Raw genomic sequence first — 15,345 nt, forward strand, 5'->3', positions numbered from 1 at the left:
GCCGACATGACGGACGCTTCCCGGTCGGCCGCGGTCATCATCATCGGCGGCGGCCTGCACGGCAGTTCGGCTGCCCTGCACCTGGCCCGTGCGGGCGTGCCGGCGCTGGTGATTGAAAAGAACTACGTCGGCCGCCATGCGTCCGGCGTCAACGCGGGCGGCGTGCGCACGCTGGCGCGGCATCTGGCCGAGGTGCCGCTGGCGCTGGCCTCGCGCGACCTCTGGTACCGCATCGGCGAGCTGGTCGACGACGACTGCGGCTTCGAACAGCACGGCCAGGTGCGCGTGGCCGAAAACGAGGCTGATGCGTCCACGCTGCGCGAGCGGCTGGCCACGATGCAGTCGCACGGCTATACCCACGAGCAGTGGATATCCCGTGAGGATCTGCTGGCGATGATTCCGGCGCTGGCGCCTACCGTGCACGGCGGCCTGATCGCACGCGAGGACGCGGCTGCCGACCCCTACCGCACCACGCTGGCCTTTCGCCGCAAGGCCGCCAGCCTGGGTGCGCGTTTCCAGGAAGGGGTACGGGTGCAGCGCACCGCACGCGAAGCCGGCCAATGGCGCGTCGAGACGGACGCTGGGGTCTACACCGCGCCGCAGATCCTCAATTGCGCGGGCGCCTGGGCCGACCGCGTGGCAGCCGACTGGGGCGAAGCGGTGCCGCTCGTCGCCATCAGCCCCATGATGCTGGTGACGCTGCGCATGGATCACTTCCTGGATGCGGTGGTGCTGGGTACCGGCCGTCCGCTGTCGTTCAAGCAGCGGGCCAACGGCACGGTGCTGATCGGCGGCGGCCGTCGCGCCTGGGTCGACCGCGACGCGGAATGGACCGAGCTGGATTTCCGCTCGCTTGCCGAAGGCGCGCGCACCGTGTGCGACCTGTTTCCGCACATGCGCGGCGCGGTGGTGAATCGCGGCTGGGCCGGCATCGAAGCCGCCATGCCCGATGAAATTCCCGTCATCGGCCGCAGCCAGCGTCACGAGAGCGCTTTCCATGCGTTCGGCTTTTCGGCACACGGCTTCGAGCTGGGCCCCATCGTGGGCCGTATCATGGCCGACCTGATCACTACCGGGGCGACCGATCTTCCAATCGCGCCCTTCGCCATCGATCGTTTCGCCAGCGCCGAGCAGGCGCCGGCCTCATTCCCCAAGGAGCAGCATCCATGACTGATATCGTGCGCAAGGACTCCAATCAGCGCCTGAGCCGCATCGTGATCCACGGCGACACGGTGTACGTTGCCGGCGTCACCTCGTCGGCGGCCGGCGGCATTACCGAACAGACGCGCGACGCGCTGGCCAAGATCGACGGCTACCTGGCCAAGGCCGACACCGACAAGACGCGGCTGCTGTCGGTGCAGATCTGGCTGAAGGACATCGACCGTGATTTCGCCGGCATGAACGCCGTGTGGGCCGAGTGGGCGCCGGCCAACGCCTTGCCCACCCGCGCCACCTGCGAAGCCAAGCTGGCCTCGCCCGACCTGCTGGTCGAGATCATCGTCACGGCCGCCAAGCGGCCGGGATACGTTGGCGGGCCGGCGTCGGAAGCTTGATCCGGGGCGGCCCGCAGCCGGCTCAGCGGGCCGGCGTCTGGAAGCTGACCTGGGCCGGACGGCCGGGCAGGTTCAGCGTGGCGGTGGCCGGCGGCGTGGTTGCGATGACGTTGCCGGCGCGCAGCACCATCAGGCGCGTGGCGCGCAGGCGCAGCGCTTCGACTGGGTCGCGCGCTTGCAGCAGCACCAGGTCGGCGCGCTTGCCCACGGCCAGGCCTGTGTCGTCCAGGCCCAGGATGGCGGCCGGCGTGGCCGTCACGGCCTGGAAACAGGCGCGCATGGCGTCCTGGCCGGTCATCTGGGCCACGTGCAGGCCCATGTGCGCCACTTCCAGCATGTCGCCCGAACCCAGGCTGTACCACGGGTCCATCACGCAGTCGTGGCCGAAGGCCACCGGCACGCCGGCGGCCAGCAGCTCGGGTACACGCGTCATGCCGCGGCGCTTGGGATAGGTGTCGTGGCGGCCTTGCAGCGTGATGTTGATCAGCGGGTTGGCGATCGCCGACACGCCGGCTTCGCGCATCAGCGGGATCAGCTTGGACACGTAGTAGTTGTCCATCGAGTGCATGGACGTCAGGTGCGAACCCGTCACGCGGCCCTGCAGGCCCAGGCGTTGCGTGTGATACGCCAGCGTTTCGATGTGACGCGATAGCGGGTCATCGCTTTCGTCGCAGTGCATGTCCACGCGCAGGCCGCGTTCGGCGGCCAGCTCGCACAGGATGCGCACGGATTCCGCGCCGTCCTGCATGGTGCGTTCGAAGTGGGGAATGCCGCCCACCACGTCCACGCCCATGTCCAGCGCCCGCTTCAGGTTGTCCAGCGCGCCGGGCGCGCGCAGCACGCCGTCCTGCGGGAAGGCCACCAGTTGCAGGTCGAGGTAGGGTTTGACCTTTTCGCGCACGTGCAGCAGCGCTTCCACGGCCAGCAGGCGCGGGTCGCAGACGTCCACGTGCGAACGAATCGCCAGGAGGCCGCGGGCCACGGCCCAGTCGCAGTAGGCCAGCGCGCGTTCGACCAGCGCTTCCTGCGTCAGCAGCGGCTTGAGCTCGCCCCACAGCGCGATGCCTTCGAGCAACGTGCCCGACTGGTTGACGCGCGGCAGGCCGAACGACAGGGTGGAGTCCATGTGAAAGTGCGCATCGACGAACGGGGGCGCGACCAGCTGGCCGGCGGCGTCTATCGTCTGGGCTGCCTGGGCCTTGAGCGCCGGTTCGAGCGCGGCGATGCGGCCCTGGGCCACGCCAATGTCGATGTTCTGGCGGCCGTCGGGCAGCGTGCAGTTCTTGATGATGAGATCGAGCATAGTCACACCTTGTGGATTACCGTTCGCCCTTGCGGTAGGGCTTCATCAGGGCCTGCGGGTAGGCGGCGCGGCGCGCCATCACCACCAGGGCCAGGATGGACAGGATATAGGGCAGCATCAGGTACACCTGATACGGCAGTTCGGGCAGGCCCGGCAAGGCCGCCCCGCCCTGCTGCAGGCGCAGCTGCAGCGCATCGAAGAACGCGAAGATCAGCGCGCCCAGCAGCGCTTTGCCGGGCCGCCACGAGGCGAACACCACCAGCGCCACGCAGACCCAGCCGCGGCCGTTGACCATATTGAAGAAGAAGGCATTGAACGCCGCCAGCGTCAGGAAGCTGCCGGCCACGCCCATCAGCGCCGAGCCGGCCACGATGGCGCCCATGCGCAGCCGCGTGACCGACAGGCCCTGGCCTTCGGCGGCGGCGGGGTTTTCACCCACCATGCGGATAGCCAGGCCGACCGGCGTGCGGTTCAGCACCCAGGCCAGGAGCGGTACCGCGGCCAACGCCAGCAGCGTCATCGGCGTCTGGCCGGCCAGTACCGGGCCGATCAGCGGAATGCCATTCAGGAACTTCATTTCCGCGAAAGGCGTGATGGTGGGCGGGGTGTTCACGCTGGGGAACGTGACGCGATAGGCGAAGTAGCTCAGGCTGGTCGCCAGCAAGGTGACGCCCAGGCCGGAGACGTGCTGGGACAGGCCCAGCGGCACTGTCAGTACCGCGTGCAGCAGGCCGAACACGGCGCCCGCAAACGCGGCCGCCAGCACGCCCACGTACAGCGGCGCGCCCAGGTACACCACCAGCCAGCCGGTGAAGGCGCCGGCGGCCATGATGCCTTCGATGCCCAGGTTCAGCACGCCGGCGCGTTCGCACAGCAGCACGCCCAGCGTGCCCAGGATCAGCGGCGTCGCCAGCCGCAACACGGCGACCCAGAAGGCCGCGGAACTCAACAGGTCCATCCATTCCATGGCGTGCTCCTCAAGCCCGGTGGCGGCGCAGGCGGTACTGCGCGAATAGCGTCGCGACCAGCATGGCGAGCAACGAAGTGGCGACGATGACGTCGGCGATGTAGTTCGGCACGGCGATGGCGCGGCTCATGCTGTCGGCGCCGACCAGCATGCCGGCCACGAAGATGCTGGCCAGGATCACGCCCAGCGGATGCAGTCCGGCCAGCATGGCCACCACCACGCCGGTGTAGCCATAGCCCGGCGACATGTCCAGGGTGACATAGCCGGTGCGGCCGGCCACTTCGATGGCGCCAGCCAGCCCTGCCAGCGCGCCGGACAGCATGGCGGTGCCCAGCATGACGCGGCTGACCGGCAGCCCCAGGAAGCGCGAGGCGTGCGCATTGGCGCCGACCGCGCGCATCTGGAAGCCGAACACCGTGTAGCGGTTCAGCAGCCACAGGCCCAGCGCCAGGCCGGCGGCCCACAGCAGGCCGGTATGGGCGCGGGTGCGTTCGATCAGCTTGCCCAGTTCCAGGTCGGGGTTCAGCGCCACCGACTGCGGCCAGCCCATGGCCATCGGGTCTTTCATGGGGCCGTCCAGCATCATCGATACGAACAGCAGCACGATGAAGTTGCCCAGCAGCGTGGTCACCACTTCGTCCACGCCCAGGCGGGTCTTGAGCAAGGCGGGAATCAGCAGCAGCAAGGCGCCGGCCAGCGCCGCGGCCAGCATCATGCCGGAGAACAGCACCGGCAAGGGCAGGTCAAAGCCCGTGCCGTCATGCATGCCGCCCACGGCCACGGCCGCCAGCGCGCCCAGGTACAGCTGGCCTTCGGCGCCGATGTTGTAGAAGCGTGCACGAAACGCCACGGCACAGGCCAGGCCGGTCAGCATCAGCGGCGTGGCGCGGGTCAGGGTTTCGGACAGCGCGAAGCGCGAGCCGAACGCGCCTTCGAACAGCAGCGCATAGGTGCGGCCGACGGGGGCGCCCGCCCAGGCCACCAGCAGCGCGCAGACCGCCAGGGTGAAGAGGATGGCCGCGATAGGCGCCAGGGCCAGCGCGGCGCGGCTGGGCTCGGGGCGGCGTTCCAGGGTCAGTTTCATTCTAGAAATGCTCAATGAGTAAGGGCGCGGCGCGTCACGCGCGCGTGCCCGTCATGGCCAGGCCGACGGTGGCAGGCGTCCATTGGCCGACGGGCTTGACCGCGACCAGTTTGCCGCCGCACAGCACCGCGATGCGGTCGGCCAGGGCGAAGATTTCTTCCAGGTCTTCGGACACCAGCAGGATGCCCGCGCCGCGACGGCGCGCGGCGAGCAGCTGCTCGCGCACGTAGGCCACGGCGCCGATATCCAGGCCCCAGGTGGGCTGGTCGGCAACGATCAGGCGCGGTTCGCGCGCCAGCGTGCGGCCCAGGATCAGCTTCTGCATGTTGCCGCCCGAGAGGCTGCGGGTGCGCACGTCCAGCGAGGCCGCGCGCACGTCGAACTGCTTGGCTAGGGCCGCCGCGTAGGCGCGGCCGGCGCTGGCGCGCACCACGCCGTAGCGGGCGAAGCGGGGGTCCTTCAGGTCTTCGACAATGGCGTTTTCCCATAGCGGGCTGTCGCCGATGACGCCTTCGCCGTGGCGGTCTTCGGGAATGCGGCCGACTTGTGCCGCCGTCCAGCCAGCCGGCGTGGTGGGCGCGGCCGCATGCTCGGGGCCCAGGCGAATGGTGCCGTCCGACGGCAGGCGCAGGCCGGTCAGCACCGACACCAGCGCCTGCTGGCCGTTGCCGGCCACGCCGGCAATGGCCACGATCTCGTGCTTGTGCACGACCAGGTCCAGGCTGTCCAGGCGCGGCGCGCCGTCGCGGCTGTCGCGCACGGTGACCTGCGACAGCGTCACCACCGGTGCGGCCTGGCCGGCCGCCGCCATCGCTTCGGCATGCGGCATGGCGACCTTGCGGCCCACCATCAGCTCGGCCAATTCGGCCGGCGTGGTGGCGGCGGTGTCGCGTTCGGCCACCAGCTTGCCCTGGCGCAGCACCGCGACGCGGCGCGACACGGCCATCACCTCGTCCAGCTTGTGCGAGATGAAGATGACGGCCAGGCCCTCGTCCACGAAGCCGCGCAGGGTCGCGAACAGGTCCTGCACTTCCTGGGGCGTCAGCACCGCGGTGGGCTCGTCCAGGATCAGCACCTTGGCGCCGCGGTACAGGGCCTTCAGGATTTCGACGCGTTGCTTTTCGCCGACCGACAGGCCGCCGACGCGCGCATCCGGGTCCACGCCCAGGCCGAAGCGCTGGCCCAGCTCGACCAGGCGGCGGCGCGCCTGGCCACGGCCGGACGCCAGCTTCCACAGCGATTCGGTGCCGACCATGATGTTGTCCAGCACGGTCAGGTTGTCGGCCAGCGTGAAGTGCTGGTGCACCATGCCCACGCCCGCCGCCAGCGCGGCGTCGGGCCGGCCGGGGGGCAAGGGCTGGCCGAAGACTTCGATACTGCCGGCGTCGGCCACATAGTGGCCGAACAGAATCGACACCAGGGTCGATTTGCCGGCGCCGTTCTCGCCCAGCAAGGCCAGCACCTCGCCCTGCGCGAGGGTCAGCGAGACATCATCGTTGGCCGTCAGGCTGCCGAAGCGTTTGGTGATCCCCGCAAGACGCAGGGCGAGAGGCGCTTGGTTCATCGTGCCGAGGACTTGGGTTCTTTGTCGACGACCTGCACCGTGAAGCTGCCGTCCAGGATGGCCTTCTGCTTGGCCTGCACCTTGGCGATCAGGTCGGCGGGGATCTTGCTTTCGAAGGTGCCCAGCGGCGCCAGCGACGAACCCTTGTACTTCATCAGCGAGTACTGGCCGAAATCCGCCGCCTTGAACGTGCCGCCCTTGACCTGCTTGAGCGCTTCGTCGATGGTGGGCTCCATGCTCCACAGCGCCGAGGCCACCACGGTTTCCGGGTACTGCGGCTGGGTGTCGATGACGTTGCCGATGGCCAGCTTGCCGCGTTCCTTGGCGGCGTCCGACACGCCGAAGCGTTCGGCGTACAGCACGTCCGCACCCTTGTCGATCATGGCGAAGGCGGCTTCCTTGGCCTTGGGGGGATCGAACCACGAGCCGATGAAGGTCACGGTGAATTCGGTCTTGGGGTTCACTTCCTTGGCGCCCTCGATGAACGCCTGCATCAGGCGGTTCACTTCAGGAATGGGGTAGCCGCCCACCAGGCCGATCTTGCCGGTCTTGCTCATGCCGGCGGCGATCATGCCGGTCAGGTAGGCCGGTTCCTGGATGTAGTTGTCGAACACCGAGAAGTTGGGCTGCTGCGGCTTGCCCGAAGAGCCCATCAGGAAGGCGGTCTGCGGATAGTCCTTGGCCACCTTGCGGGCGGCGGCTTCCACGGCGAAGGCTTCGCCCACCACCAGCTTGTTGCCCTGCTCGGCGTACTGGCGCATGACGCGTTCGTAGTCGGCGTTGGTGACGTTTTCCGAGAAGGTGTAGTCGATTTCACCGCGGTCGCGCGCGGCGGTCAGCGCCTTGTGGATGCGCGACACCCATTGCTGCTCGACCGGCACCGTGTAGATGGCGGCCACTTTGAGCTTGGCGGGCGCTTGCGCCTGGGCAGCGCCCGAGAACAGCAGCGCGCCAGCGGCGGCTGCCGCGGCCAGCTTGAGCAGGCCGCGGCGGGCAATGCCGCCTGCAGCCGGGAGGGAAAAGGATTTCATGCGGAAGGCTCCTTCGCGGGGATGGAAAGGGAATGGGGAGAAAGGCGGCGATGTCCGGGCGTCGCGGCGCGGCACGCGTGGGCGGGCGGAAACGAAGGCGTGGGATCGGTCATCGGAAGAGGGGCTGCCGGGGCAGCGCGCCCCATCCGAATGGGCGGGTTCGCAGCCAGTCCTGGCGAAGCAAGTTGTATGCCATGGGGCATTCCCGCGGCAAGTCGGGGGAATCCTGATGGCCGGGCGGGATTATAGGCACCCTGGCGGGGAAAGGTGGCACCAAGATGGTGCGCACCGTCGCGGGGCGTGGACACTTTCGCGCTGGAACAGCCTGTTGCGGTCCGCTTGAGCGTCCGCGGGCTGGGCAGAAGCCTAAAATTCCAGCAAAGAGCCGCGTTGGGCGCGGCAAGCCGGAAAACACCATGCAAGATATTCAATTGCTGCTCGAGCAGTACGGCGGGTGGCTCGTGTTCGCCAACGTGCTGGTCGAGCAGGCCGGGTTGCCCGTGCCCGCCTATCCCATGCTGATCGCCGCGGGCGCCCTGGCCGGCGCGGGCGGCTGGCTGACGCCCTGGCTGGCCGCCACCGTCGCCTGCCTGTTGGCTGACACGCTCTGGTACGTGGCCGGGCGGCGTTATGGCTCGCGGCTGCTGGGCGTGGTCTGCAAGCTGTCGCTGTCGCAGGATTCCTGCATCCGCCAGACTCAGCGGCTGTACTTGCGCATCGGCGTGCGCGCCCTGCTGGTGTGCAAGTTCCTGCCCGGCGCGGGGGCGCTGTCCACCGTCATGGCGGGGCTGACCAATACGCCCTACCGGCGCTTTCTGGCCTACGACCTGGTCGGCGCCCTGATCTGGGCGGGCTCTGCCCTGTTGTTGGGCGGCCTGTTCCACAGCGTCGTCAACGATGTGCTGGACGTGCTGGGCACCTACGGCCCGATGGGGCTGGCCATCCTGGCGGCGGTGCTGGCGCTGTACATCACGGCGCGCGGCCTGCGCCGCTGGGTGCTCAAGCGCAACCTGCGCGTGATTCCGCGGCTGTCGGTCGACGAACTGATGCAGTGGCGCCAGGACGGCCGCAACACGCTGGTGTTCGACGTTCGGCCCGAGGCGCAGCAAGAGGCCGACCGCATCCCCGGCGCCATCGCCGTCGACCTTCGCGCGCCTTTGCCAGCGTTGGCGGCCGATGCGCAGGCCGCCGACATCGTGGTCTATTGCGCCTGCCCCAACGAGGTCTCGGCGGCCATGCTGGCCGCGCGTCTGCGGGCCGCCGGCTATCCCAATACCTGGGCCCTGCGCGGCGGCTACGAGGCCTGGGCTCGGCACGTCCACCCTGCCTGACCGGCCCAGGGCCTTCGGGTCCGGCCGGGGCCGCGCCACGGTCATTTCACCTGACACCCGCCTGACCCGCCGCCCGGCTGTCCGGGCCGTGGGCGGCCAGCTCGGCCGGCCCTGCGGCCGATGCCGCCCGGGCGCATAATTTCGTTATCGGCCCGCGCTTCCGACGGGCACAGGAGACAGGCATGCGGTTGTTGTTCTTGGGTGCCGGCGGCACCGGTGGTTATTTCGGCGGACGCGCCGCCCAGGCGGGCGCGGACGTGACCTTCGTGGTGCGCGAGGCCCGCGCGGCGCGGCTGCGCGAACAGGGGCTGCGCATCCAGAGCCCGTTCGGCGACGCCACGCTGCAACCCCAATTGGCCACCGCCGACACGCTGCAAGGCTTCTACGACGTGGTGGTGCTCAGCTGCAAGGCCTACGACCTGCAAAGCGCCATCGACGCCATCCGCCCCGCCGTGGGGCCGGACACCGCCGTGCTGCCCATCATGAACGGCGTGCTGCAGTACGACGTGCTGGACCGCGAATTCGAGCCCCACCGGGTGCTGGGCGGCCTGTGCCAGATCAACGCCACGCTGGGCGCCGAAGGCCAGGTCATCCACCTGGGCAAGCACGCCAGCATCGTCTTCGGCGAACGCGCGGGCCCGGCCCGCAGCGCCCGTTGCACGGCCCTGGCCGACGCGCTGGACGGCGGCGAATACGTCAGCCGTCTCAGCGAAGACATCCACCAGGACATCTGGGAAAAATACGTCTTCCTGACCACCCTGGCCGCCGCCACCTGCCTGATGCGCGGCACGGTCGGCCAGATCGTGTCCACCAATGACGGCGCCGACATCGTGCGCGGCCTGCTGCGCGAATCGCAGTCGGTCGCGGCCGCCAGCGGCCACGCGGTGCGGCCCGATGCCGATGCCGCCGCGCTCAAGATCCTGACCGATCCGACCCAACCCATGACCGCGTCGATGTTCCGCGACCTGCGCCAGGGCCTGCCGGTCGAGGCCGACCACATCGTCGGCGATATGGTGCGCCGCGCGCAGACGCTGGGCGTGGACGCCACCACGCTGCGCACGGCCTACGCGCATCTGCAGGTGTATCAGGCGCAGCGCGCCGCGACCTGATACGGCCGGGCCGCCAGGGGCTCATTGGTGCACGGAATGCAAAAAACTCTTCCGTCTCCGTGAGTTCCTGGAACCGATCTGGCCGAATAGTATGGCTTTGTCCAACCTTCCAAGGAGCAAGACCATGAAAATCGCATTGATCGGAATTACCGGCCGCGTCGGTTCGCGCGTGGCAGACGAATTGCTCAAGCGTGGCCACCAGGTGACGGGCATCGCCCGTAACCTGGGCGACGTCAATCCCCAGCCCGGCCTGACCATCCAGCAGGGCGACGCCACCGACCCGCAAGGCCTGACCCCGCTGCTCAAGGGCCACGATGCCGTGGTCAGCGCCTCGCGTTTCGTGTCGGCCGACGCCAAGCCGCTGCTGGCCGCCGTGAAAGACGCCGGCGTGCCGCGCCTGCTGGTGGTGGGCGGCGCGGGCAGCCTGCAAGTGGCGCCCGGCAAGATGCTGATCGACACCCCCGAATTCCCCGACGCCTACAAGCCCGAGGCCCGCGCGGGCGTCGTGTTCCTGGACACGCTGCGCCAGGAAAAAGTGCTGAACTGGACGTTCCTGTCGCCCTCGGCCCTGTTCGAACCCGGCGAACGCACCGGCACGTTCCGCATCGGCGACGACTCGCTGCTGGCCGACGATGACGGCAAGAGCTGGATCTCGATGGAAGACTACGCCATCGCCCTGGCCGACGAAATCGAGACGCCCAAGCACTCGCGCCGCCGCTTTACCGTGGGCTACTGACCCGGGCAAGCGATTTCGGCGGCATCGCCGCCAGTGTTGTTTGCGCGCGATAGCCGCCGCCCCGTTGCCCCCTTGCGCCCCAAGGGGGCTTCGTTTTGCGCCAATGCCGCGCTGCCAGTAGGGTCGAATGGTCCCCATTTGTTTGTAAACTGGCAGGCCGCCACCAGGCGTCACGACCCGAGTAGTTGTATGAGCATGAAGTTGAAATCGCTGGCCCTCTGTATGCTGCTGGCCTCCAGCTGCCTGGCGGTTGCGCCGGCGCAGGCGGCCGCCCCGCAGTCGAACAAGGACATCGTGGTGGCGTTTTTCCGCATGATGTTCCAGGACCGCGAGATCGACGAGGCGGTGCGCCTGTATGTCGCCAAGAACAACTACACGCAGCACAACCCCTACATGCGCGACGGCGTCGAACCCATGGTGGACTTCTTCCCCCATTACTTCGAACAGCATCCGCAGGCCACGGTCGACATCAAGCGCGTGATCGCCGAAGGCGATCTGGTCGTCATCCACAACCTGTGGAAAGAATCGCCCGAAGACCGCGGCCAGGCCGTGGTGGATATCTTCCGCGTCGAAAACGGCAAGATCGTCGAGCATTGGGACGTCAGCCAGGAAATCCCGGAAAACCCCGCCAACAAGAACGGCATGTTCTAGTTTTCACAGGCCCCCATGTCCGCCATCGAACCCGTCGACCTGCCCCGTGCCTACCTGCTGCTGAACCACGGCCCCACCGTGCTGGTCACCAGCGCGCACGGCGGCGAGCGCAACGTCATGGCCGCCGCCTGGGCCATGCCGCTGGATTTCAGCCCGCCCAAGATGTTGGTGGTGGTGGACAAGAACACCTACACCCGCAAGCTGATCGAGGCCTCGGGCGAATTCGCGCTGTGCATTCCGTCACGCGCCCAGGCGCAGGCCACCTTGCAGGTGGGATCGCATTCGGGCACTGACGCCGACAAGTTCCAGGCCGCGGGCCTGTCCACCTTTGCCGCCAGCAAGATCGGCGCGCCGCTGGTCGAGGGCTGCCTGGGCTGGCTGGAATGCAAGGTCGTGCCCGAGCCGCACAACCAGCAGGCCTACGACCTGTTCATCGGCGAAGTCGTGGCCGCGTGGGCCGCGCCCGATGTGTTTTCGGGCAACCGCTGGCACTTCAACGATGATTCGCGCCGGTCCGTGCACTACCTGGCGGGCGGCTCGTTCTTCGCCACCGGCGAAGCGTTCACCGTTACCGACCCGGAATAACCCGCCATGCGCCGCGTCTACCTGGCCGGTTTCGACGTGTTCCTGCCGGATGCCGTGGCGCACGGCCAGCGGCTCAAGGCGCTGGTGGCCACCTATGGTTTCGAAGGCCTGTACCCGCTGGACAATGTGCCGCCGCCCGGCCTGGCCGGCGCGCCGCTGGCGCAATGGATCTACCGCGCCAATGTGGCGATGATCCGCCGGGCCGACCTGGTCATGGCCAACCTGAACCCCTTCCGCGGCGCCGAGCCCGATTCCGGCACGGCGTTCGAGGTCGGCTACGCGATTGCCTGCGGCAAGCCGGTATGGGGCTATACCTCGCAGGCCGGCAGCCTGCTCGAACAATCCGCCGTGGGCGTGGCCGCCGACGACGCTTCACGTGCCGTGGATGCGCAAGGGTTCACCGTCGAAGACTTCGGCATGAACCTGAACCTGATGCTGGCGTGCAGCGCGCACATCGTGGTGGGCGACGCTGCCGATTGCCTGGCCCGCATGGCGCGGGCCAGGCAAGATCCCGCGTGAATAAGGGAGGCGGGCGGCGCGATGCGCCCGCCGGGTGTCAAGCCTGCGCCTTGGCGCCGCGCGCGGCCTTGCCTGCCGTCTTGCGAGCTGGCTTGGCCGGGGCCGCCGCCTGCGGCGTGCCCAGGTAACCCATCACGGCATCCACCACCGCCTGTTCCAGCTGCGCCGGGGTGAAGCCGGCCGGCGGCTCCAATGCGGCCGCATGCACCAGCGATTCGATGATGCGCAGCACCACGTACGTAGCCAGTTCGCGATCGTGTTGCGCGATCTCGGCGCGGTGCAATTCCAGCAGGTGGCGCATGCGCCGGTGGATATCCTGGTCGGCGCGGCTGTGGTCGCGCGGCTGGTCGAACAGCGGGAATTCGCGTTCCAGCACGCGGTGCAGCGCGGGCTCGAGCAGATGCGCATGCAGCGAGGCGCCGACGATGGCCGCGACGCGCTCGCGCAGGGTGGCTGCCGGGTTGCCCAGCAGCGCCTGGTCGATGACATCCAGCATCTGGTTGTCGTGGCGGTCGTGCAGCGCGGCGATCAGCGCATTCTTGTTGGGAAAGTACTGGTACAGCGAACCGACGCTGACGCCCGCCGTCTCGGCGATCAGGTTGGTATTGGTGCCGGCGTAGCCATGTTCGGCCAGAACGCGAGCTGTCGCTTGCAGAATGGTCTCGACCGTCTGCTGCGACCGCTGCTGGCGCGGCGATTTACGGGGCTGCGGGATGCTGGTCATGGAGTTCGGGGAAAGCGAGTTTCAAACCTGAGCGTTGGCTCATAAAATTTCTGGCAGGCAGCTTGAGTCCGCCCTGTACTGGCGGATTATGCCATCGCCGATTCCGGCGGCCAGGCATCTCGCTGCACTTCTCCCTTTCAAGGAATACCTATGTCGAATTCATCGACGGCCGGGGCCATGCCCGCGGCCGGCGGGGTCGCGCGCCCCGTTTTCATGCAGATACTGCCGCTGGCGCTGGCCGTCTTCGTCGGCTTTTTCATGGTGGGCCTGCCGATGCCGGTGCTGCCGCTGTACGTGGACGGCGTGCTGGCGCAAGGCGCGCTGATGGTGGGCGTGGTGGCCGGCATGCAGTTCGCGGCGGCGCTGCTGTCGCGCGCCTATTCGGGGTCGCTGGCGGACCGCCGCGGCGCCAAGCTTGCGGTGGTGGTGGGCTTTCTGCTGGGCTCGCTCGCGGGTCTGTTCTATCTGCTGGCCGATGGCCTGGCGCAGCAGCAGCCCCAGGCGGCGCTGGCCGCGCTGATGGCCGGCCGCGCCATCATGGGTTGCGGAGAAAGCCTGATCGTCACCGGCGCGCTGAGCTGGGGCGTGGGCCGCGTGGGGCCGCAGAACGCGGGCCGCGTGATGGCCTGGGTGGGCGTGGCGATCTACGCCGCGTTCGGCCTGGGGGCACCGGCCGGCATGCGATTGTTTGGTGCGGCGGGTTTTGGCGGCATCGCCTGGGCGACGGTGCTGATTCCCGTGGCGGCGCTGGCGCTGGTGCTGCCGCAACGCGGTGTGCGCGCGACGGGCGGCGTGCGTACGCCGTTTTACCGGGTGTTGGGGCTGGTGCTGCTGCCCGGCCTGGGCCTGGCGCTGACCAGCGTGGGCTTCGGGGTGATCACGGCGTTCATCAGCCTGTTGTTCGCCGAACGCGGCTGGAGCGGTGCGGCGTGGATGTTCACGTTGTTCGGCGGCGGCTTCATTCTGGCGCGGGTGTTCTTTGCCGGTTTGCCTGACAAGCTGGGCGGCGCGCGGGTGGCGCTGGTGTGCGTGTTGATCGAGGCGGTGGGCCAGTGGCTGATCTGGACGAGCGCGACGCCAGTCTGGGCGTTTGCGGGCGCGTTGCTCAGCGGCGCGGGCTATTCGCTGGCCTTCCCGGCGTTCGGGGTGGAGGCGGTGCGGCGGGTGCCAGCGGCAAGCCGTGGCGCGGCAATGGGGGCGTACGTGGCGTTCCTGGACGTGGCGCTGGGTATCGCGAGTCCGCTGGCCGGGTGGCTGGCCGGCTATCAGGGCTACGGTGCGGTGTATGCGATGGGGGGCGCGTGCGCGCTGGGCGCGGTGGCGGTGGCCATGGCCTTGCGGGGCCGGGTGGCGGCTCCGTAGCAAGAGGCGGGGCGGCCGATTGATGTGGCCGCACGTTGCTTGATGCATCGTTGACGGCGCCCGCTTGTGCGGGCGCCGTTTTTCGTCAGACCGTGGCGGCCATTTCCAGGACCTGGTCGTCGATGCTTTCGGCCTGGCCGTCGCGCAGGCGTTGCAGGTGGTCGGCGAGTTCGGCGATGGTCAGGGCAACCAGGCCATGCTGGGCGGCGTAGCGCTCAAGGGCGGCGCCGCGCATCATGGTGCCGTCGGCGTTCATGAGTTCGCACAGCACGCCGGCGGGCCGCAGGCCGGCCAGGGTGGCGAGGTCGACGGACCCTTCGGTGTGGCCGCGGCGGGTGAGAACGCCGCCAGCCTGGGCGCGCAGGGGGAAGACGTGGCCGGGGCTGACGATGTCGTCGCTTTGGGCGGTGGGCGAGATGGCGGCGCGGATGGTGGTGACGCGGTCGACGGCGGACACGCCGGTGCTGACGCCTTCGCGGGCTTCGATGGAAACGGTGAAGGCAGTGGCGAAGCGGCTCTGGTTGCGCTGGACCATGGGGGCAAGGTCAAGGCGGTCAAGGACTTCGCCGGGCAGGCACAGGCAGACGATGCCGCTGCCGTCGCGGATGAGCTGGGCCATGACGGGCACGGTGAGCTTGTCGGCGGCGACGATGAGGTCGGCTTCGTTTTCGCGGTCGAAGTCATCCATGAGAATGACGGGACGGCCCAGGCGCAGGTGATGCAGGGCGCGTTGCAGGCGCACGGCGAAGGGCTGGGAAGCCAGGCTGGGGATGGGGGACTGCTGGGTGACGATGGTGTTGGACATTGAAACGCTCTCGCGGATTAA

The 15,345-nt window shown here is 68.7% G+C and carries 16 protein-coding genes; 9 read left to right on the forward strand and 7 right to left on the reverse strand.

The features are described 5' to 3' along the window. The first annotated feature begins 6 nt into the window (after positions 1-6). Positions 7-1,170 carry an NAD(P)/FAD-dependent oxidoreductase gene (locus AC3WMR_RS21290; RefSeq protein WP_492264825.1) on the forward strand — a complete coding sequence of 388 codons (1,164 nt, stop codon included), beginning with the start codon at positions 7-9 and terminating at the stop codon, positions 1,168-1,170. Next, complete coding sequence (locus AC3WMR_RS21295; RefSeq protein WP_492264826.1) at positions 1,167-1,553, forward strand: RidA family protein; 387 nt, start codon at positions 1,167-1,169, stop codon at positions 1,551-1,553. Before AC3WMR_RS21290 ends, AC3WMR_RS21295 begins: the two co-directional genes overlap by 4 nt. 22 nt (positions 1,554-1,575) lie before the next feature. Here AC3WMR_RS21295 and AC3WMR_RS21300 read toward each other — a convergent pair whose 3' ends face one another. Genes AC3WMR_RS21300 through AC3WMR_RS21320 form a run of 5 tightly spaced genes read right to left on the reverse strand, consistent with a single transcriptional unit; the run spans position 1,576 to position 7,502 of the window. After that, complete coding sequence (locus AC3WMR_RS21300) at positions 1,576-2,856, reverse strand: amidohydrolase family protein (RefSeq protein ID WP_492264827.1); 1,281 nt, start codon at positions 2,854-2,856, stop codon at positions 1,576-1,578. A gap of 16 nt (positions 2,857-2,872) precedes the next feature. Further along, the gene (locus tag AC3WMR_RS21305) at positions 2,873-3,823 is read right to left on the reverse strand and encodes an ABC transporter permease (RefSeq protein ID WP_492264828.1); all 951 of its coding nucleotides are present in this window, start codon (positions 3,821-3,823) and stop codon (positions 2,873-2,875) included. Between the two features lie 10 nt (positions 3,824-3,833). Continuing rightward, positions 3,834-4,907 (reverse strand): ABC transporter permease, encoded by a 1,074-nt coding sequence (locus AC3WMR_RS21310; RefSeq protein WP_492264829.1) that lies wholly within the window; start codon positions 4,905-4,907, stop codon positions 3,834-3,836. Positions 4,908-4,941: 34 nt separating this feature from the next. Next, complete coding sequence (locus tag AC3WMR_RS21315; protein ID WP_492264830.1) at positions 4,942-6,471, reverse strand: ABC transporter ATP-binding protein; 1,530 nt, start codon at positions 6,469-6,471, stop codon at positions 4,942-4,944. Next, on the reverse strand, positions 6,468-7,502 hold the full coding sequence (locus tag AC3WMR_RS21320; RefSeq protein WP_025141122.1) for a BMP family protein: 1,035 nt from the start codon (positions 7,500-7,502) through the stop codon (positions 6,468-6,470). The genes AC3WMR_RS21315 and AC3WMR_RS21320 overlap by 4 nt, the downstream gene beginning before the upstream one ends. A 416-nt stretch (positions 7,503-7,918) precedes the next feature. On the opposite strand from AC3WMR_RS21320, the gene AC3WMR_RS21325 reads away from it, so the two are divergent. The 6 genes from AC3WMR_RS21325 to AC3WMR_RS21350 all read left to right on the forward strand — a co-directional run bounded on the left by AC3WMR_RS21325 (position 7,919) and on the right by AC3WMR_RS21350 (position 12,433). Further along, positions 7,919-8,833, forward strand: coding sequence for a VTT domain-containing protein (locus AC3WMR_RS21325; protein ID WP_492264831.1), 915 nt, complete (start codon positions 7,919-7,921; stop codon positions 8,831-8,833). A 182-nt stretch (positions 8,834-9,015) separates the two neighbouring features. Beyond that, a complete protein-coding gene (gene panE, locus AC3WMR_RS21330; protein WP_492264832.1) occupies positions 9,016-9,942 on the forward strand; it encodes a 2-dehydropantoate 2-reductase in 927 nt (308 codons plus the stop codon). Between the two features lie 124 nt (positions 9,943-10,066). Then, complete coding sequence (locus tag AC3WMR_RS21335) at positions 10,067-10,678, forward strand: NAD(P)-dependent oxidoreductase (RefSeq protein ID WP_175217699.1); 612 nt, start codon at positions 10,067-10,069, stop codon at positions 10,676-10,678. A gap of 189 nt (positions 10,679-10,867) precedes the next feature. Continuing rightward, positions 10,868-11,329, forward strand: a complete 462-nt coding sequence (locus AC3WMR_RS21340) for a nuclear transport factor 2 family protein (protein WP_025141118.1) — start codon at positions 10,868-10,870, stop codon at positions 11,327-11,329. A 15-nt stretch (positions 11,330-11,344) separates the two neighbouring features. Beyond that, positions 11,345-11,914: a flavin reductase family protein gene (locus tag AC3WMR_RS21345; RefSeq protein ID WP_492264833.1), complete on the forward strand. Its 570-nt coding sequence runs from the start codon at positions 11,345-11,347 to the stop codon at positions 11,912-11,914. A 6-nt stretch (positions 11,915-11,920) separates the two neighbouring features. Further along, positions 11,921-12,433: a nucleoside 2-deoxyribosyltransferase gene (locus AC3WMR_RS21350; protein ID WP_492264834.1), complete on the forward strand. Its 513-nt coding sequence runs from the start codon at positions 11,921-11,923 to the stop codon at positions 12,431-12,433. A gap of 37 nt (positions 12,434-12,470) precedes the next feature. Here AC3WMR_RS21350 and AC3WMR_RS21355 read toward each other — a convergent pair whose 3' ends face one another. Next, positions 12,471-13,157 carry a TetR/AcrR family transcriptional regulator gene (locus AC3WMR_RS21355; protein WP_175192259.1) on the reverse strand — a complete coding sequence of 229 codons (687 nt, stop codon included), beginning with the start codon at positions 13,155-13,157 and terminating at the stop codon, positions 12,471-12,473. A gap of 150 nt (positions 13,158-13,307) precedes the next feature. Here AC3WMR_RS21355 and AC3WMR_RS21360 point away from each other — a divergent pair, with 150 nt between their 5' ends. Further along, a complete protein-coding gene (locus tag AC3WMR_RS21360) occupies positions 13,308-14,519 on the forward strand; it encodes an MFS transporter (protein WP_492264835.1) in 1,212 nt (403 codons plus the stop codon). Positions 14,520-14,604: 85 nt separating this feature from the next. Here AC3WMR_RS21360 and ribB read toward each other — a convergent pair whose 3' ends face one another. Beyond that, positions 14,605-15,324: a 3,4-dihydroxy-2-butanone-4-phosphate synthase gene (gene ribB, locus AC3WMR_RS21365; protein WP_492264836.1), complete on the reverse strand. Its 720-nt coding sequence runs from the start codon at positions 15,322-15,324 to the stop codon at positions 14,605-14,607. Between the last annotated feature and the right edge of the window lie 21 nt (positions 15,325-15,345).

The organism is Achromobacter sp. FW305-C-28 (assembly GCF_058783235.1).